16 protein-coding genes and 1 tRNA gene are annotated in these 19,323 nt (G+C 64.0%); 4 read left to right on the forward strand and 13 right to left on the reverse strand.

Features of this window, described 5'->3' with window-relative positions; translation table 11 throughout:
• The first annotated feature begins 82 nt into the window (after positions 1–82).
• On the forward strand, positions 83–766 hold the full coding sequence (gene glxR, locus CKJ84_RS09965) for a CRP-like cAMP-activated global transcriptional regulator GlxR (protein WP_095535934.1): 684 nt from the start codon (positions 83–85) through the stop codon (positions 764–766).
• 69 nt (positions 767–835) lie between these two features.
• On the opposite strand, the gene CKJ84_RS09970 is transcribed toward glxR, so the two are convergent.
• The 10 genes from CKJ84_RS09970 to CKJ84_RS10015 form a co-directional block, all read right to left on the reverse strand.
• Positions 836–1,648, reverse strand: a complete 813-nt coding sequence (locus CKJ84_RS09970; RefSeq protein WP_095538156.1) for an MBL fold metallo-hydrolase — start codon at positions 1,646–1,648, stop codon at positions 836–838.
• A gap of 51 nt (positions 1,649–1,699) precedes the next feature.
• Positions 1,700–2,182 (reverse strand): RidA family protein, encoded by a 483-nt coding sequence (locus tag CKJ84_RS09975; RefSeq protein ID WP_095546844.1) that lies wholly within the window; start codon positions 2,180–2,182, stop codon positions 1,700–1,702.
• A gap of 3 nt (positions 2,183–2,185) precedes the next feature.
• Positions 2,186–2,341: a DUF4177 domain-containing protein gene (locus tag CKJ84_RS09980; RefSeq protein WP_095066741.1), complete on the reverse strand. Its 156-nt coding sequence runs from the start codon at positions 2,339–2,341 to the stop codon at positions 2,186–2,188.
• A gap of 42 nt (positions 2,342–2,383) precedes the next feature.
• On the reverse strand, positions 2,384–3,103 hold the full coding sequence (locus tag CKJ84_RS09985; protein WP_095535931.1) for a response regulator: 720 nt from the start codon (positions 3,101–3,103) through the stop codon (positions 2,384–2,386).
• Positions 3,093–5,717: an ATP-binding protein gene (locus CKJ84_RS09990; protein ID WP_095535930.1), complete on the reverse strand. Its 2,625-nt coding sequence runs from the start codon at positions 5,715–5,717 to the stop codon at positions 3,093–3,095. Before CKJ84_RS09990 ends, CKJ84_RS09985 begins: the two co-directional genes overlap by 11 nt.
• A gap of 12 nt (positions 5,718–5,729) precedes the next feature.
• The gene (locus CKJ84_RS09995; protein WP_095535929.1) at positions 5,730–6,281 is read right to left on the reverse strand and encodes a potassium-transporting ATPase subunit C; all 552 of its coding nucleotides are present in this window, start codon (positions 6,279–6,281) and stop codon (positions 5,730–5,732) included.
• 13 nt (positions 6,282–6,294) lie between these two features.
• On the reverse strand, positions 6,295–8,349 hold the full coding sequence (kdpB, locus tag CKJ84_RS10000; RefSeq protein ID WP_095535928.1) for a potassium-transporting ATPase subunit KdpB: 2,055 nt from the start codon (positions 8,347–8,349) through the stop codon (positions 6,295–6,297).
• On the reverse strand, positions 8,346–10,061 hold the full coding sequence (gene kdpA / locus CKJ84_RS10005) for a potassium-transporting ATPase subunit KdpA (protein ID WP_095546845.1): 1,716 nt from the start codon (positions 10,059–10,061) through the stop codon (positions 8,346–8,348). Before kdpA ends, kdpB begins: the two co-directional genes overlap by 4 nt.
• Complete coding sequence (gene kdpF, locus CKJ84_RS10010) at positions 10,058–10,153, reverse strand: K(+)-transporting ATPase subunit F (RefSeq protein ID WP_233125659.1); 96 nt, start codon at positions 10,151–10,153, stop codon at positions 10,058–10,060. Before kdpF ends, kdpA begins: the two co-directional genes overlap by 4 nt.
• 345 nt (positions 10,154–10,498) lie before the next feature.
• Positions 10,499–10,777, reverse strand: coding sequence for a WhiB family transcriptional regulator (locus tag CKJ84_RS10015; protein WP_095275337.1), 279 nt, complete (start codon positions 10,775–10,777; stop codon positions 10,499–10,501).
• A gap of 363 nt (positions 10,778–11,140) precedes the next feature.
• On the opposite strand from CKJ84_RS10015, the gene CKJ84_RS10020 reads away from it, so the two are divergent.
• Entirely contained in the window at positions 11,141–13,618 is a 2,478-nt protein-coding gene (locus CKJ84_RS10020; protein WP_095546846.1) for a transglycosylase domain-containing protein, read from the forward strand.
• A gap of 13 nt (positions 13,619–13,631) precedes the next feature.
• Here CKJ84_RS10020 and CKJ84_RS10025 read toward each other — a convergent pair whose 3' ends face one another.
• Complete coding sequence (locus CKJ84_RS10025) at positions 13,632–14,084, reverse strand: GatB/YqeY domain-containing protein (protein ID WP_095538153.1); 453 nt, start codon at positions 14,082–14,084, stop codon at positions 13,632–13,634.
• Positions 14,085–14,196: 112 nt separating this feature from the next.
• Between CKJ84_RS10025 and CKJ84_RS10030 the strand changes: the two genes are divergently transcribed.
• Positions 14,197–15,048 (forward strand): metallophosphoesterase, encoded by an 852-nt coding sequence (locus CKJ84_RS10030; RefSeq protein WP_233125666.1) that lies wholly within the window; start codon positions 14,197–14,199, stop codon positions 15,046–15,048.
• A 79-nt stretch (positions 15,049–15,127) separates the two neighbouring features.
• A tRNA-Pro gene (locus CKJ84_RS10035) sits at positions 15,128–15,201 on the forward strand.
• A 282-nt stretch (positions 15,202–15,483) separates the two neighbouring features.
• Here the strand turns inward: CKJ84_RS10035 and CKJ84_RS10040 are convergent.
• A complete protein-coding gene (locus tag CKJ84_RS10040) occupies positions 15,484–16,710 on the reverse strand; it encodes an IS1249 family transposase (RefSeq protein ID WP_095546097.1) in 1,227 nt (408 codons plus the stop codon).
• A gap of 1,022 nt (positions 16,711–17,732) precedes the next feature.
• On the reverse strand, positions 17,733–19,100 hold the full coding sequence (locus CKJ84_RS10050) for a hypothetical protein (protein ID WP_095546848.1): 1,368 nt from the start codon (positions 19,098–19,100) through the stop codon (positions 17,733–17,735).
• Positions 19,101–19,323: the final 223 nt, after the last annotated feature.

The raw sequence follows: 19,323 nt of genomic DNA on the forward strand, positions 1-19,323 counted from the left end.
TTGTGACCACGCCGTAAAAATGACACTTAGGTGACCCAAACCATGCAGAGGATAACAGTCACCGCCGTTCCGAGGAGGTTCAATGGAAGGCATTCAGGACACGCTGGCCAAGGCCGGCATTTTCCAGGGCGTCGACGCCGACGCGGTGGCCGCTCTGATCAAGGAGATGGAGACGCTGACGTTCTCCCGCGGTACCACCATTTTTGATGAGGGCGAACCGGGCGACCGGCTCTACATCATCGTAGACGGCAAGGTAAAGCTGGCTCGCCACGCCCCCGACGGACGCGAGAATCTGCTCTCCGTGATGGGCCCGTCCGACATGTTCGGTGAGTTGTCCATCTTTGACCCGGGCCCGCGCACCTCCTCCGCCGTCTGCGTCACCGAGGTGACCGCGGCGACGATGGACTCGCAGATGCTCAAGCAGTGGATCACGGACCACCCGGAAATCTCCCAGCAGCTGCTGCGCGTGCTGGCCCGCCGCCTGCGCCGCACCAACGCGTCGCTGGCAGACCTCATCTTCACCGACGTGCCCGGACGCGTGGCCAAGACGCTGCTGCAGCTGGCCAACCGCTTCGGCACCCAGGAGGGCGGCGCGCTGCGCGTCAACCACGACCTCACGCAGGAAGAGATCGCCCAGCTGGTCGGCGCCTCCCGCGAGACCGTAAACAAGGCGCTCGCTACGTTTATGCACCGCGGCTGGATCAAGCTGGAGGGCAAGTCCGTCCTCATCGTGGACACCGAGCACCTGGCTCGCCGCGCACGCTAGCCCGCGAGCACCCCAAATACGAACACTGCCCCGGCACCTTGCCGGGGCAGTTGTTGTTGTACGGGGGCGTTACTTCTGGTTGCGCAGGTAGCGCAGGCCCACGCGGGTGGATTGCTCGGCGGCGCCGCGGAGGACCGGATCAACATCGTCATAAATCGCGTCGACGAGGGTGTTGATGTCCGCGTCTTCGCCGTGCTCCTTGAGTGCCTGCTGGATCTGCTCGAGGCGCTGGTTGCGGCGGTCAATGTACTTGCGCGCGTACTTGGACAGGTCCTCGCCCTCGGGGCCGTGGCCCGGCAGCAGCATGATGTTTTCGCCGCGAGCTTCCAGCATCTCCAGGCTGTCCAGGTACTCGCCCACATCACCATCAGTCTCGGAGATCATGGTGGTGTGGCGCCCCGCGATGGTGTCGCCGGTGATGATGCCCTCCAGCTGATCGTCCTCCACCTCGTGGGTGTAGACGAAGAAGCTGACGGAGTCCCGGGTGTGGCCGGGGGTGTGCGCGACCTGCAGCTTCGGCGTCACGCCGTCGATGGAAATGATCTCGCCATCCTGCAGCGCTTCCGCGTTGTGGCAGTACTGCGGGTCGAACGAACGAATCGGCGCGCCGGTGAGCTGTCGGAACCGCTCTGCACCGTCCGCGTGGTCGTGGTGGCGGTGGGTGATGAGGATGAGGGCGACCTTGTCTGCCTTAGCCTGCAGCACGTTGAGGTGGCCTTCATCCGCCGGGCCCGGGTCTACCACGATGCTGTATTCATCTTCCGGGTCGCGGATGACCCACGAGTTCGTGCCTTCCAGCGCCGCATAGCTCGGGTTGGGCGCCAATACGACAGCGGCGGAGGTCGTCACAGGGCGCAACTGACTGTAAGCGGGGTGCTTCATGCCTCCAACCCTACCGCGTCCTGCACCATCAGCGCAGCACGGGGCATGCGCTTATCGACGCCCCTCCGCACCCTCCGCAACCTCAACCACGAGCTCAACTTCGACGGGTGCGTCCAGCGGCAGGACAGCAACGCCGACCGCGGAACGGGCGTGCTCACCAGCCTCGCCGAAGACCTCCTTCATCAGGTCGGAGGCGCCGTTGATCACGGCCGGCTGGCCGGTGAAGGCCGGGTCCGAGGCGACGAAGCCGACGACCTTGGAGATGCGGGTGACATTGTCCAGGCCCACCAGCGCGTCCACGGCGGCGAGCGCGTTCAGCGCGGCCTGGCGGGCGTACGTGTAGGCATCCTCCGCGTTGACCTCTGCGCCGACTTTGCCGGTGGCCGGCAGTGTGCCGTCGATAAGCGGCAACTGCCCCGACGTCCAGACCTGGTTGCCGACGCGGTTCGCGGGGACGTACGCCGCGACGGGCGCGGCGACCTGCGGGAGCTCAATGCCGATCTCGGCGAGTGTTGCGGTCCACGATCCTGCCATGGCCTACTCCACCTCTCGCTTGAGGTACGCGACGACGTTATCCGGGTTGGGGCCCGGGGTGACGGAGACGAGCTCCCACCCGTCCTCGCCCCAGGTATCCAGGATCTGCTTAGTTGCGTGAGTGAGTAGCGGCACGGTGGCGTATTCCCATTTCTTCATGGCGCCCACCCTACCGTGCCGCGCCACGCGACAGCGGGGCTTCTATTCTCGTGTCGGCTCAGGCACGACGAAGCGGTACCCCAGCCCCGGCTCAGTGAGGAGAAACTGCGGGTTCGTCGGGTCATCTTCCAGCTTGCGCCGCAGCTGGGAGGCATACACACGCAGGTAGTGACCCTGCCCTTCAAAACCCGGACCCCAGATCTCCTCTAGCAAATCCTCCTTGCGCACGAGTCCGCCGTGCGCGCGGAGCAGCGTGGTGAGCACACCCCACTCCGTCGGGGTCAGGTGGAGGACCTCACCGGCTTTGGTCACGCTGTGCTGCGGAATATCAATGCGCAGATCCCCCGCGCGAATGACCCCGGTGTTCTGGTGCACCGGGGACTGCTGCGGCGCACCGTGCCGCAACGCGACGCGGACACGGGCAAGCAACTCTTCCATGGAAAAGGGCTTGGTCACGTAATCATCGGCACCTTGGTCCAGCGCCGCGGCGCTTAAGAAGGGATCAGCGCGGGCCGTCAGGATCACCACGGGTACCGCGGACCAGCCGCGGATCCCGTCCAGCACCACGGAGCCGTCCATGTCGGGCAAGCCCATATCCAAGATGACCACGTCGGGCTCGTTGCGCGAGACGACCTGCAGCCCCTTTGCGCCAGTGCCCGCGACAAAGACCTCGTAGCCGCGCGCTTTAAAGTTGATCCGCAGCGCGTTGAGCAGACGCGGGTCATCGTCCACGATCGCAATACGCACTTTCCTATTCGTCATCGCTTTCTCCTTCCCGCCGCGGGAAACTTAGGGTAAACGTTGCCCCCGGGGTGGCTTCGACGGTGATCGTACCGCGCATTGCCTCGACAAACCCGCGAACTACTGACAAACCAAGACCTACGCCACTGTCGTTGTTGGTATCGCCGAGACGCTGGAACGCCACGAACATGTCCTTTTGTTTCTCGGGCGGAATCCCTGGCCCCTCGTCCGACAAAGTCAGCTCTACTCGATCGTCCACAACTGCCGCGCTCAGGAGAATCTCCCCCGTTGGCGCGTAGCGCAGCGCGTTATCGAACAGGTTCGCCAGCACCCGCTCGAGCAGGGCGGCATCGGCGCAGCAGGTCATGCCCCGCAAGCTTTCATCGAGCACAAAGCGCTGCGTCTGCGCGCGCGAATGTCCAAACGCGCAAGAAGCAATCGCGCGGTGCGCCACCTCGTAGAGCTCCACCGCTTCACGACGAGCCGTCACCGCACCGGCACTCAGACGCGAGTGGTCCAACAGGTTCGTCACCAGAAGCGTGAGCTGGTCAATACTCGCAGCGGTTTCCGCCAACAGCTCCTCCCTATCCTCCGGGCTGAATTCCACCTCCGAGTTACGCAGCGAAGAGACCGCGAGCTTCGCCGTAGCCAGTGGGGTGCGTAGATCGTGGCTCACGCTCGACAACAGCGCGCGGCGCAGCTCATCTGCCGCCGCCACCGCGTTCACGCGCGCCGCCTCCTGGCTCAGCTGTTCCTCGCGCACCACACCCGCGAGATACCCAGCGACGACTGCGACTAGGGTCCGGTCGCGCGCCGACAACGCCGGGCCTTCCAGAGCCAGCTCGACAGTCTGGTCCTCACTGTAAACGACCGTCTCGATGTTTTTACCCGGGGCCGAACGCGGAATAGGGAGACGAGTGTGTTTTCGCTCCCCGCTGCCAGTGCTCTGAGATCCCCGTGCCGCAGACGAGGAGTACCACACAGCGAGGCTGTCGCCTGAGGCGTCAACAAGTTCGGCGCGGTGGCATCCAAACGCTTCGCCGACTTTCCGCATCACCGCGTCGATTGGTGCCACGTCGGCGTTGCGGTTGAGCACTGCGCGGGAGAAGACGGTGAGGAGCTCCGCGTCGCGGGCAGCTACGAGCGCATTGTGGCGCTCCCCCTTGGTCCTCCGAACCAAGATCCCCACGGCCAACGCGGTGGCAACCATGACAGCGGCGATCACCGCGTTCGCCGGATCAGCAATGTCAAAAGTATGTATGGGAGGGGTGAAGTACCAGTTCACCGCCAGTCCCGACGCCACCGCCACCAGCACTGCGGAGAGCAAGTCTGCAGCGAGGCTGACCAGGAGGATGAGTGCAAAATAGAACGCGGCGCAGGTGCCGGTGCCCAACGCCTGGCCATCTGCCGCGACAAGAAGCGCGGTCAACGCGACGAAGGCAAGAGCCGCCACCACCAACGACACCGCGCGGCGCGGAACCGAGCGCAGTGGGCGAAAGAGCTGAGTGACCCTGCGCGTTCGTTTGGGAGGCAGGTTCACAATGTGGCAGTCAATCTTGCCGGACTGGCGCACCACCGCATCCACCACAGAGCTGGGGCCGTGCAGCTCAAACCGTCCCCTGGAGGAGACCCCCAGCACCAGCTGCGTTGCATTGACACTCCGTGCAAAATTCAGCAAGGCTTCTGGCACCGAGTCGCCGGTGACCTGGTGCAATCGCGCGCCGACGTCCTGGGCCAGCGTTTGCAGCTTTGCCAGTTGCTGCGCCGACCCCGCTACGGACGAGGTACCGGATGCGAAAGAGTCCCCAAAGACCACGTGCACCACGTGTAGCTCCGCGGAAGACTTCGTGGCAATGCGACGCCCGCGCCGGATGAGCAGCTCGGCGTGCGCAACATTCTGCACAGCCACGACAACCCGCTCCCGCGCCTCCCACGTCTCCGTGATCTCCTGCTCGGCACGGTAGGCCGCCAGGGCTTCGTCGACCTGATCTGCCAGCCAAAGCAGGGCGAGCTCGCGGAGCGCGGTGAGGTTACCGACGCGAAAGTAGTTATTTAGCGCCGGTGCGATGCGCGCCTCGTGGTAGACCTGGCCGTCGCTCAAGCGCGTGCGCAACAGTTGCGGGGAGACGTCAATCAGCTCGATCTCGTCGGCGGCACGAACCACCTCATCGGGCACCGTTTCCTGCGGCGCGATGCCTGTGATCTGCGTGATGACGTCGTTGAGGCTTTCTACGTGCTGGATGTTCAAGGTGGAAATCACGTCGATTCCCGCATCCAAGATCTCCTCTACATCCTCCCAGCGCTTCGCGTGCGTTTCGCCGCGAGGATTGGAGTGCGCGAACTCGTCGATAAGCACGATGCTCGGTCGCCTCCTAAGCACTGCCTCGGTATCCAACTCACCGGCGGCGATCGCGCCAACGTGCCGCCGCGGAATGACCTCGAGGCCCTCGCACAGCGACTTCGTGTAGGCACGGCCGTGATCTTCAACAATGCCGACGACTACATCAGTGCCACCCCGCAGCAGTGTGTGCGCCTCACTCAGCATTGCGCAGGTCTTGCCCGAGCCGGGCGCAGCGCCAAGATAGATTTTGAGCCGACCCCGCTTAGGAGTCTGGGGTGTGGAGTGCGTGGACATAAGTCAATTCTCTTATGCGCAGGGCGGTGGCGTGGGCAACGCCATGTTCAGCGTGGTCACATTGACAGCGTCCTGGCCAAGAATCCCCAGGCTAGCGAGGTCAGTGTGGGTGGCAATCAGCTCCTCGATCTCCGCGACACTCATACCCTGCTCCCGCGCGACTCGAGGTGCTTGGAGTGCGGCGTACGCGGGGCTGATCCCAGGGTCGACGCCGGAACCAGAGCCGGTCACCGCGTCGCTCGGTACCTCGCCCTCCGCGACCCCTTCCCGCTGAGCAATTGCTTGCCGACGCTTGCCTATCTCCTCCTGCAGCACCGCACTACTCGCACCGTAGTTGCTCATGCCCTCGGCGCGAGGGAAGAAGTACGGGCCTTCGCTCACGCCATCTTGAATTTTGGCTGAGCCCGCCAGACATTCACCCTGGTAGAGCAGGCTCCCCTCCGCCGAATCCACCTTGATGCGGGAAATTCCCCACACCGCCGCCGGGTACGCCAAACCGAGGGCGAAGGTACACAGCAGTACTGCCACAAAACCGGCGATGAGGTTACGCATATAGATACGCATGACTATTCCTTTCCTACTGCAATCCCGGGAGGAGTGCGACGACCTGGTCAATGAGCCAGATCCCGATGAATGGTGTGAGCACGCCGCCCAGCCCCCAGATTCCGAGGTTGCGGCGAAGTAACGAGGACGCTGAAGCGGGGGTGTACGACACACCCTTCAAGGCGAGCGGGATCAGCGCGACGATAATCAGCGCGTTAAACACCACTGCAGAAACGATGGCCGACTGCGGTGAATGCAGGTGCATCACGTTGAGCTGTTCGAGGTGCGGCAGCTGCGCGGAGAACAACGCAGGCAGAATGGCGAAGTACTTCGCCAGGTCGTTGGCCAGAGAGAAGGTGGTCAGCGCGCCGCGGGTGATAAGCAGCTGCTTGCCGATACGCACGACGTCGATGAGCTTTGTCGGGTCCGAATCCAGATCGACCATGTTCGCGGCCTCCTTGGCCGCGGAGGTGCCAGTATTCATCGCCACGCCGACATCGGCCTGCGCGAGCGCCGGTGCGTCGTTCGTGCCATCGCCGGTCATCGCGACCATGCGCCCTTGTGCCTGCTCTTCCCGAATGCGGGCGAGTTTATCCTCTGGGGTAGCCTCGGCAATGTAGTCGTCCACGCCGGCCTCTTGTGCGATCGCGGCAGCCGTGAGCGGGTTATCGCCGGTGACCATCACCGTTTTAATGCCCATTGCGCGCAGTTCCGCGAAGCGCTCCGCCATGCCCGGCTTCACGACGTCGCTCAAGCGCACCACTGCCAGCACCCGCCGAGTCTCGTCCGCCTCTTCCACGGCAACAGGCAGCGGGGTCCCGCCTTCCTGCGCGATCTGGGTGATTGCCGCCTCAATCTCTTGCGGCCACTGGCCACCGGCCTCGGTGACCCAGCGGCGCACCGCGTCTCCTGCGCCCTTGCGCAGTTTGCGCCCGGCAAGGTCCAGGCCGGACATGCGAGTCGAAGCACTGAACGGGATGACCTCGGCGGTGCGTTCTTCCTCGCCTGCCCCGGAGGACAGGTCGTAGTGCTCGATCAGCCATGCGACAATCGAGCGCCCCTCGGGCGTTTCATCTGCGACCGAAGCCACGCGCGCGACGTTCGCTGCCTCGAGTTCATCGACGCCTTGCGCCACGATCAGGTCCGTTGCCTGACGGTTTCCGTAGGTGATGGTGCCCGTCTTATCTAGCAGCAGGGTCGCCACGTCACCGGCGGCTTCCACCGCGCGGCCCGAGGTGGCGAGCACGTTGTGGCGAACCAGGCGGTTCATCCCTGCGATGCCCACCGCAGAAAGCAGTGCCGCAATCGTCGTGGGGATCAGGCACACCAGCAGCGCGATCAGTGAGAGTGGGGACAGTTCAGCGCCAGTAAAAACACCCATTGGGGCAAGGGCGGTGACGGCGATGAGGAAAAGGATCGTCAGCGTAGACAACAGGATGCTCAACGCGATCTCGTTGGGTGTTTTCCTGCGCTCAGCCCCCTCCACCAGCGCGATCATGGTATCCACGAAGGTCGAGCCGGGCTCGGAGGTGATCGTGACAACGATGGAGTCGGACAACACGACGGTGCCGCCCGTCACTGCACAGCGATCGCCGCCCGCCTCGCGCACAACCGGGGCAGACTCACCAGTGATCGCAGATTCATCGACAGTGGCCGCGCCCTCGATCACATCACCGTCGCCGGGGATGGTCTCCCCCGCTTCAACCCGGACAATCGCGCCTCTTGTCAGCTCCGACGCCGGGACGACTTCGATGCCGTTGTCGGTCACGAGGTTCGCGGTGGCGTCGTCACGCACCGAGCGCAAACTGTCAGCCTGGGCCTTGCCGCGCCCCTCAGCGTAGGCTTCCGCAAACGCCGCGAACGCGATGGTAAACCACAGCCAAATCGTGATCACCCAGCCGTAGACACTCGGCGCAGCGATGGACCACATCGTGGTCAGCGCAGCGCCGACCCAGACGACGAACATCACAGGGTTCCGGGACTGCTCCAGCGGCGACATCTTCCGGGGCAGCGCCTGCAGCGCCGGGCCCACGAGACTGCTGTTGTCGTTGCGCTGCTTCTTTTGGGGTGTCAAAGTTTGGGTAGTCATGAGAGTGCCTCCGAAATGGGACCCAGGGTAAGAACGGGGAAGAACGTCAGTGCTGCGACCAGCACGATGACGCCAACCGTGAGCAAGGCGAAGGTGATGCCAGCCGTGGGCAAGCTCCCCGCGGTGGTTGCTTGGGCACGCTGCCCCGCAAGGCTGCCGGCCAGCGACAGCGCGAACACGATGGGCAAGAACCGGCCAAGCAGCATGACCACGCCAAGCGAGATCTGCCACCACGGTTCGGTCACCGTCAGCCCTGCGAAAGCGGAGCCGTTGTTGTTTGCCGCCGAGGTGAAGGCGTACAGCACTTCAGAGAGCGCGTGGGCGTTGTCAGGCGTGCCCGGCGCGCCAAAGTTCGTCGCGGACGCTTCAACCAGCGCACGCTGCGCAACCGACGCACCGACGCCGACCAGCACCAGTACCGGCATCGTCAGGATGTACAAGCTCACCGCGGAAATCTCCTGGCGGCCAATCTTGTTGCCCATGAACTCTGGAGTGCGACCGACCAGTAGCCCGCCGATGAACACTGCGAGCACAGCGACAATCACCAGGCCGTATAGACCGGTACCGACGCCACCCGGCGCGATTTCTCCCAACAGCATGTTGAGGATGAGCAGGCCGCCGCCGAGCGGCGAGTAACTGTCATGCATCGAGTCGACTGCACCCGTGGACGTCCCTGTCGTCGAGACCGCAAAGAGCGCGGACGCATCGATGCCGAGGCGCTGCTCAATGCCCTCCATGTTGCTTCCGGCCGCAGTGGCGGCACCTCCCACCACGGTGTGCTGCGCCCACGCCACCAGCATGACCATCACTGCCCACAGACCACCGGCCACCCCAAGGAGGGTATAGGCGTGCTTGTGGGATTTGAGCATGACACCGTAGGCGCGGATGAAGCTGAAGGAGATCACGAGCAGTGCGAAGATCTCCACCATGTTGGTAAAGCCCGTGGGGTTTTCAAACGGGTGCGCAGAGTTCGCACCAAAGATACCGCCGCCGTTAGTGCCGAGAAGCTTGATTGCTTCCTGGCTTGCCACCGGCGCACGCGAAATATCGACGCCGGACGCGCTCACCAGATTGGACCCGAAGGTTTGCATCGTGCCGCCCAGGATGAGCACAGTGGAAATGACCAGTGATAGCGGCAGCAGGATGCGGACAAGGCTGCGCGTTAAATCCACCCAGAAGTTTCCGATCAGCTGCTGGCCGGACTGCTCAGCCACCCTGTCGCGGCTATACCCGAGGTGGCCAATGCCGCGGATGAGCGCGGCAGCCACAGACATGCCAACGGCTGCGGAGGCGAAGTTCTGTACCGTCAGGCCAAGCATCTGCGTTGCGTTGGTCAGCGTGTCTTCGCCGGAGTAGGACTGCCAGTTCGTGTTTGACACAAACGACGCCGCGGTGTTGAAGGCCATCCACGGCTCGACCGCCGTGTCGCGAGCGTTGCCGAAACTCGGCAGCACCGTTTGCAACCGCTGGACTAAGTAGAGCGCGAGCACGGAAGCGAGGCTGAATCCGAGGAGTGCACGCGCATAGTTTTTACTGCTGTGCCCCCGGCTGGGGTCGACGCGCAGGATTGCGTAAATACCGCGCTCTACCGCCCAATCCCGCTCGGATGTGTAGCTGCGCGCCATCCAACTGCCCAGGGGAACGTACGCGAGCACCAGCAGCGCTGTAAGGACGAGGAATTGCGGCAGTACCGCCGCTATTGCGTGCATCATGCGAATCGCTCCGGATCAATGAGCGAAATGACAAGGTAGACCACGAGGAGTGCGACAACGATGAGCCCGACTGTCGCGGTTACGGTACTCATCATTTTCCTCCCCTGATCTCATTAACCAGGGAGGGGCAGCCGAGCGTAAGGAACACGACCACAATGACGAAAAGGTCCAGCATCAGGAAGAGTCCTCCATGTGAACATGTGTTGAAGCGATTGCCCGATACGTGCTGCGAATCAGGCGCCGGTGCGATTGCACCTGCCACAACTCACGTTATGGCTAGTCAGCGTCGCTTCCGCATGTTCTTTGCGCGATATTTACACCCCACCTGCCAAACTTTTACGTTTTCTTTACGCGCCCACTTCCACCCGTCGGGAGAAGCCGTGAAAAGAGTGCGGCCCCGCTCAGAAAGTTGAGCGGGGCCGCAAGACGTACGTGCGTTAGAGCCCTTCGATTTCCTTTCCGGAGGACAGGTACTCGGCCCAGTCGGTCACATCGGGGTTCTTGCGCAGCACGGCGCGACGCTGGCGCTCGGTAAGGCCGCCCCAGACGCCGAACTCCACCTTGTTGTCCAGCGCATCCGCGCAGCATTCCATCTGCACCGGGCAACGGCGGCAGATGGCCGCAGCCTTGCGCTGTTCAGCGCCGCGAACGAAGAGCGCGTCCGGATCGCCGTTGCGGCAATGCGCCCTGGTCACCCATTCCCCGCGATCAAACATGAGGTTGCCGTCTGCGTCACACTTTCGCGCGGTGGTAGAGGCTGCGCGCAGTCCGGCGTGCAGTTCGTTGCGTCCGAGTGTTGTGGTCATGGCGGGCTCCTTTCGGGAGGGCGTTCGTGCATAATTCACACCTTGACGCAATTTATACTACGTCAAGCCTGTGCGGCACCCACATCGGCCTACCGTTACCTTGCTGCAGGTTCCCAATCGCGGCCCCGCAACCTGGCAAATAAGCTTCAGGAATGCTGTATGCATTTTGCACCTGTAAGTGTATTCACATACCCCCACCCCTGTCGAATGGGTCACATTTTTGGGGGGAGATATGTATTCACCCGCGGCACGCCGATCATTTAAGGTAAAGGCGTGTCTGCACTGAGTTCCTTAGGAAAACTTCTCGCCGCGCTCCTCGCCGCCGGCGTCGCAATCGCGCTCTGCCTGGCCCCCGTCGCGGGCGTCGGCGGCATGGCTATTGCCCGCACCGACGAGACGATGCAGTCAAACCTCTCCGACATGTCGGGCGGCGAGGTGCCCGGCGTGACCACGGTGACGGACGTCAACGGCACACCCATGGCATGGATCTACAACCAGCGCCGCTACGAGGTGCCCAGCGAGAAGATCTCGCAGTATGCAAAGGACGCCCTGGTCTCTACCGAGGATCGCCGCTTCTACCAGCACGAGGGCGTAGACATGCAGGGCTTCGCCCGCGCGATGGTCACCAACGTGCTTGCCGGCGGCGTGGAGCAGGGGGCCTCCACGATTAACCAGCAGTACGTGAAGAACTACCTCTGGCTCGTGGACGCAAAGGACGACGAGGAAGCGCAGGCCGCGACTGAGCAGTCGATCCCCCGCAAGCTGCGCGAGATGCGCATGGCCTCGGACCTAGACAAGACGCTGAGCAAGGACGAGATCCTCACGCGCTACCTCAACCTCGTCTCCTTTGGCAACCACGCGTTTGGCATCGAGGCCGCCGCGCGCACCTACTTCGACACCTCGGCGAAGGAACTCACCCCGGACCAGGCCGCGCTGCTCATCGGCCTGCTCCAGTCCGTGGAATACCTCAACCCCTACACCAACCCAGACGGGGCGACCGAGCGCCGCAACGTGGTGCTGAACAACATGGCCGCGCAGGGCTTCCTGGACCAGCACGAGGCCGACGTGCTGGCGGGCAAGCCGCTGGGCATCGTGGATACGCCGCGCACCCTCCCCCAGGGCTGCCTCACCGCGGGCGACAGCGGCTTCATGTGCGACTACGCGCTGCGCTACCTCGCCGACAAGGGCCTGCCCCTGGAGCAGCTTGAGCGCGGTTCCTACACCATCACCACTACCCTGGACCCGCAGGTGCAGGAGTCCACGGTGCAGGCAGCGCGCAACAACGTCAGCCCGTACACCAACGGCGTGGCCGAGGTGGTCAACGTGATCAAGCCGGGCGCGGATTCCCGTGACATCCTGGCCATGGCCTCGTCGCGCTACTACGGCCTGGACCTGGAGCAGAGCCAGACCATCATGCCGCAGCCGACCTCCCTGGTAGGCAACGGCGCCGGCTCCGTGTTCAAGATCTTCACCGCCGCTGCCGCGCTGGAGCAGGGCTACGGTCTGGACACCATGCTGGAGACGCCTACCCGCGCCGTCGTCTACGGCATGGGCAAGGGCGGCGCCGCCAACTGCCCGCCCGACGCGTACTGCGTGGAGAACGCGGGCACGTACAAGCCGCGCCTTTCGCTTCGCGACGCCCTCGCGCAGTCCCCCAACACCACCTTCATCCAGCTCGTGCAGCAGGTCGGTGTGGCGCGCACCGTGGACATTGCCGTGCGCCTGGGGCTCCGCTCCTACCTGGACGAGGGCTCATTTGGCGACGACCGCTCCGTCGCCCAGGCCGCCAAGGACGAGAACATGGGCGCCTTCGTCCTCGGCCCCACCGCCGTGAACGCGCTGGAGCTGTCCAACGTGGGCGCGTCGCTGGCCTCCAACGGCCGCTGGTGCGAGCCAAACCCAATCAGGTCCGTGCGCGACAAGCACGGCCAGGAGGTCTTCATCGACCGCCCGGCCTGCGAGCAGGCGATCGAGCCCGACATCGCGAATGCGCTGGCGCAGGGCATGTCGGGCGACGCCGTGAACGGCACCGCGAAGGACGCCGCCGCCGCGGCCGGGTGGAACGCCCCGGTCGCCGCCAAGACCGGCACGACCGAGTCCCACCAGTCCTCCGCATTTCTCGGATTCACCCGCGGGATGGCGGCGGCGACCTACATCTTCAATGACGGCACCCAGACCACCCCGCTGTGCACCGGCCCAGTCCGCCAGTGCTCCTACGGCGACCTGTACGGCGGCAACGAGGCCGCCCGCACCTGGTTCCAAACCGCCTACGGCGTGCCCGGCGCGGCAGCGGCCGGCATCCCGGCCGCCAGCGGCGCCTTTGACAAGGGCACGAGGCGCGGGCCGATTGATCAGGTCGTCGGCTTGGACGCGAACACCGCGCGCGCCCGGCTCCAGGGCCTGGGCTACACGGTGACAGTCAACATGGTCGCCGGCGGCGGCGCGCCGTTCAACAGCGTCGTCTCCGCCGTCCCCGCGGATCCGAACCTTGCCCCCGGCAGCCTGGTCACCATCAACGCCTCCGACGGCTCGGGCGGCTCCGACGGCGCCCCAGGCGCCGGAGGCGCAGGCGGTGCGGGCGCAGCGGCCCCGGCGAACCCGTCGCCGGCCGCCCCCTCCGCCCCCGCACCGTCGGGCCCGGCGGCGCCCCAGGCGCCGGAGGCACCGGTCAACCTGGATGATATTGGCCGCCAGCTTGGCGACGCCGCCGACAACATCGGCAACATCCTCGGCGGTAACGGCCAGCAGTAGGCGCGGTCGGCGCTTACTGGGAGAGGCGCGCCTTGACCGCCTCGGAGATGCGCTTGCCGTCGGCGCGGCCAGCGGCCTTGGCGGTCGCCTCCTTCATCACCTGGCCCATCTGGGCCATGGAGGTGGCGCCGGTGGCGGACACGGCGGCGTCGACAAGCTCCTTGAGCTCCGCATCATCCAGCTGCTTCGGCTGGTACCCCTGCAGAATCTCCGCCTCCGCGAGCTCGGACTCCGCGAGATCCTCGCGGCCGTTCTGCGAGTAGATCTCCGCCGACTCGCGGCGCTTCTTCACCTCGCGGGCGATGATCTTCTGGATGTCCTCGTCGGTGACCTCGTGTTTAGACCCCTCGGTCTCCGCGGCCTGGATGGAGGCCAGCAGCATGCGGATCGTGCCGGTGCGCTCCTTCTCCTTCGCCTTCATGGCTTCCTTGAGGTCTGCGCGGATCTGATCTTTCAATGCACTCATAGGGCAAACGATACGCGACGCACCCCCACGACGGCGGGGGCACACTAAGGTTGGGCGGGTGAGCAAGCTGAAAACTATCGCAACGACCATCGGCGGCCTCGGCGCGGCCGGCATGGGCGCGCTGGCGTACGGCGCGAGCCAGACCACCAACTTCCAGCTCAAGGAATACCAGCTGCCGTTGCTCGCGCCCGGCACGCTGCGCGGGAAGGACTCCTTCGACGTCCTTCACATCGCGGACCTGCACATGATCCCGGGGGCGAAGCGCAAAGTGGAGTTCGTCTCCTCCCTCGACGCGCTCGAGCCCGACCTGGTGATCAACACCGGCGACAACCTCTCGGACCTGCGCGGCGTGCCGTGGGTCCTCGACGCGCTCGGGCCGCTGCTCAACCGCCCCGGTGCGTTCGTCTTTGGCACCAACGACTACTGGGCGCCGAAGCCCGTCAACCCGTTCAAGTACCTGCTGGACCAGAAGCGCGAGCCGTCGTACGTGGACCTGCCGTGGGAGGGGATGCGCGCCGCGTTCATCGAGCGCGGCTGGCGCGACGCCACCCACCACCGCCTCGAGTTCAAGGTCGGCGACCTCCGACTCGCGCTCGCCGGTGTGGACGACCCACACCACGACCTGGACCGTTACGAGGAGATCGCGGGAGCACCCAATGCAGACGCGGACCTGTCGATCGGCCTGTTGCACGCGCCTTATCGACGCGTCCTCGACCAATTCGAAACAGACGGCTACGACCTCGCGCTTGCCGGACACACGCACGGCGGGCAGATCTGTTTGCCGGGCGAGCGCGCCATCGTCACGAATGCGGACATCGACCGCGAGCGCGCCTCCGGCCTGCACCGCTACGGGAAGATGTGGATGGAGGTCTCCAACGGGCTCGGCACCTCCAAGTACGCGCCGGTGCGACTGTTCTGCCCGCCCTCGGCCGCGCTACTGCGCATCACCGAACGAGCCGATTAGGCACTTGACCTGCCGTTTTGGCCAAACAGCGACGCTGGACTAAAGTATCCCAGGTACCGCTCAGCAGAGCAGTTACAACCGGGATATGGCGCAGCTTGGTAGCGCGCCTCGTTCGGGACGAGGAGGTCGCAGGTTCAAATCCTGTTATCCCGACGCTTCTGAAACCCCGCCCAGCAGGGCGGGGTTTTGTCGTGCGCGGGGTTAAGGGGTTCGGATTAAGGGTCAAAATGTGTGCTTTTCTGGGCGTGTCGTGGCTGGTGCTGAAAAAGATCCAGACATCACAAACAGGAACTCGTGGAACCTCCAGACATCGCAACCGGGAACTCGTGGGTTAAGCGACAAAATGTGTGCTTTTCTCGGCGTGTCGACTTAAGCGACAAAATGTGTGCTTTTTTGGGGGTGGGATGGGTGGTTTTTGGGTGTGTTGTGCTGGGGTTATGTTCGTCCTGCCCAGCCGTGTCGGATGGCCCAGGAGGGGTTGAAGTCGGTGTCGATGCCGGTGTCGTAGACTTTCGGCCGGCCGTCGGGTGAGTTGGCTTGGTCGCGTTGGCGCATGTGTGCCTGGCGGGCGCGTGCGTAGCCGACGTGGCCGAAGTTTTGCTCGATTGCTAGTGCCAGCGGGTCATCGTGGTGCTGGGTGTGCAGGTAGAGCCACCAGTCCATGATGATTCGTTGGTGTTCGTCAAATGTGCCGCGGTGGGCTCGGGCAAGGTGTTTAAGTTGTGCGTTGACCCCACCTTCCAGGCTGTTTGTGGTGGTTTTCAGTCCGGTTGCGGTGTCGTTTGGTGGGGTGAGCCAGACGAAGAGGTGGCCTTGTTGGTAGAGGCGTTCGAATCGGCGGTAGGCTCTGCGGGCTCTGGGGTGGGTGTACCACCATTGCTGGTTGTCGCGAACGTGTTTTGGGATCTCTTTGTCGCTGACTTGGTCGCGGTAGGTGCGGTCTTTGAGCCAATCGCCGTAGAGGTCATGGAAACGGTTGAGGCGAAGTGCCCAGTCAATTGCCTGTTCACGGGTGGTGATGTGGGTCAGTTGGTTGCCGAGGCGAAGGAGTGCTTTGTGGGCGGTCAGTGTTGGTTGGCGTGTGGTGTCTTTGATGGTGTCGCGTCGCACGTGGACGAGGCAGCGTTGGATAGAGGCGTTTGGCCAGCATTGTTTGATGGCTTTGTGCGCGCCACCGGAGCCGTCTGTGGTGACGACGAGGGGTTCGGCGATCAGGTCGAAGAGTTTGGCGTAGTCATAGGCGGTTTCTCGTGTGCACCAGTGCCAGGCGACGACGTGATCGCTGGTTGCGGCGACAAGCAGGCATTTTTTGTGGAAGTAGGTGCCGTCTATAAAAAGTTGGTCGTAGACGCGGTACGGGTCTGGTTTGCACGGGACGATGATGAACCAGAAGTAGGTAAACCAGCGGATAAGTGTGCGCCTGGAGACGTTGTGGGCTGCAGCGACAGCATCGAGGGGGCGCTGGCCGGTAATCCAGTCGATGAAGATGGCAAACCGGTATGCGTTGGTCTTTGCCGCGTTGGGGTTGGTGAAGGTGTGTCCGCAGTGTGTGCAGCGCCATCGCTGTGTTCCGCTGGAGGTGGTGCCCATTTTTATGGTGGTGTGCTGGCATGCCGGGCACAGGGGTCTGTTGTGTTTTCTCTTTCTGTGTTGAGTTGGCATGCAGGCTGGTTTAACAGCCAGTGCCAGTAGCACATCTCATGGCTGGAGTGGTGGACCTTCATGTTGCAAGCCAGGAATCCCGATTCGACGAGCACTTTCCCGCCGTAGCCGGAGGTAAGACCGGGAATCTATAGCTCAAAAAGCACACATTTTGTCGCTTAACCCGAACTCGTAGAAGTCCCTTTTGGGGCCGCGGACAAGTAGTTGGAGTGGCCCGGGGCGGAGAGGATTTCTGATGCCCGCGCGTTTCCCGTGAGATTCGGGAGCAAGCTATTGATAAGTTCCTCGACGGGATGCAGTACAAGCACATCTGCGATTGGCTGGAAGAAAGCTATGTCCAGCGTCCCGCCGTGTCAACCGTGGTGTATTGGGTCCGCGGAAGACGCCTGGCCGCACCCCTATCGCGCATCAGGGCCTCCCTGCCCCGGAAACAGTCGCTGATGCGGTCACACGTCGTGTGACCTCAACACAGTCGTTTGCAATTATCGGCGACCAAGTTGGCGTCGCCAGTGTGTCAGTGCGGAAATGGACTTTGAAGCGTAAGACTTCAAAGGTGCTCGGGGGAGGACTTGGAGTCAGGTGCTTCCGATAGGCGAGAGTTCTCCGCCCATATCCTTATCCCCACGGAAAGAAAAACTAGGAGGACTAGGGATACGGCCAATAGTCCAAGCCCTATCGATTGGGTTGCCCATAAAACGATTAGTGCTACCGCGAAGACTGACAGCACAGCTAGGGCACCGTTCTTAATCTTTTGCGTTGTATTCATGGTTCTATTATTGCGACTGGCAATCTATTATGGCAATACACCCAAACCCACCCAACCCCCAAAAAGCACACACTCTGCCACTTAAGTCGACACGCCGAGAAAAGCACACATTTTGTCGCTTAACCCCGCTGTTCCGGGGGGCACCGTAGCCGCCAGACAGGACGAAAAAGAGGACCCCGCCGGCCGCGCGAAGCGTCCTGGCGGGGTCCATCCCATCCCTAACCCATTTCACCCCAGTGGGGCGAAAGGAGACCACTCATTTCCAAGCCCCTATTACTTGGAATGAGCCAGCAAAGCGTAACACACGGTATGCACCTTTGCTTATCCGCGCCCCTTCGCGCCGGCGAACGACACCACAGCAAGGACGAGACCAGCGCACATGCCGGCCCAGAGCGCTGTGGTAGAGCCCCCGTTGCCGGCGGCAGACAGGCTCGCCGTCGTCCAGTGCATCGGGGTGGCGCCCGCGGCGTACTCCCAGACCTTGCCAACCGGTGCGGTGGATGCGGTCCTCCACAGCCAGCCGACCAGGCCGACTTGCGCCACGGCGAGGACGCCCGCGATGGGCAAGCCAACACGGGTACCGAGGGCAGCGCTCAGCACGTCGGTAAGCCCGGCGCTCGCGGCCACACCGACGACCAGGCCGAGCGCGAGCAGCCCGGCGGTCGCGGCGGTGAGCCCGCTGCCCAGGACCGCGACGAGGGCGCCGCACCAGCGCCGCGATCAGCATTGCCGCGACCGGTGCGAGCGTGGACCGCGGCGCCGGAGCTTCGGAAGCACGAGCACCAGCACCAGCCGCACCTGAGTTAGCACCAGCCGCAGCCGGCATCGCCTTGCGGACGGCGGCGATCTGGTCGGAGGTCTTGTTGGCCATCTCGTCGATCTTGGCCGCGCCCTCCTGCAGCTGCGTCACGCCGTCGGTGGCGCCGGAGGCTTGGTCGTTGAGCGTGGTCAGGCCGTTGGCAAGCTCGGCGGCTCCGTTGGTGGCCGAGTAGATGCCGTCGTGGTAGGCGTACCCGGGCACGGAGAGCTGGTTGGCCACGTCGCGCGATCCCTTGCGCAGCTCCTCGAGCTGGCCCAGCATCTCGGGCGGCAGCTGGGCGGTCTCCGCCTGGCCGCGCAGCCCCTCGAGCGCTGTCCGGGCCTCCTTCACGTCCGGGTCCTTCGCGTCCTTGGTGGACTCCAGGGTGCGGTCGATGGTGGCCACGACCTGGCCGCGTACCGCGTCGAAGCCGGCGACCTGGTCGGCCACTCCCCCGATGGCGTCGGCGACCTGGGTGGCGCCGCCCGCCAGTTGGCCGGTGCCGGCCTGCAGCTGGACCATGCCGTTGGACAGCTCTTGCGAGCCGGTTTGGGCGGCGGCGATCGCGTTGATCAATTCCTGCGAGGAGGTGTCGAGTTGGGACACTCCGTCGACAAGCTGCCCGGTGCCCTGCGTGAGGAAGCCGGCCTGCGCGCTGGCCTCGCCGGCCGCCTTGCGAGCCTCCACCAACCCGTCCTGCCCGGGCGCCACGGCCGGGGCACCGGTGGCGTCGTCGCCGGAGCGGGTCCACGTACTCGCGGGGCTTAAGGGCAGGAACACGCCGACGATGAGGACAAGGACGGCACAACAGAATCGCCATTTCATGCAACTCAATGTAACCCGAGTTACTGGCGTGACTGGGTGCGGCGCACCGAAACGCACTTTTCGACGCCCACGCGCAGCAGCACCATTAATAAGGTGCGATTCAGCGCCGTTGCAGGTTCATCAAAACTGCCTGGTACCGTTTCAGGTGTTGTCGCCACGGCTGGGTGGCTCTGCGCGCGTGTGCGCTGCCCGGATCGGCTCACCGTGGCAGGCGCACACGAAT

Origin of the sequence: Corynebacterium sp. NML 120412 (assembly GCF_002285155.1) — a bacterium.
In the GTDB taxonomy this organism is placed as follows: Bacteria; Actinomycetota; Actinomycetes; order Mycobacteriales; family Mycobacteriaceae; genus Corynebacterium; species Corynebacterium gottingense.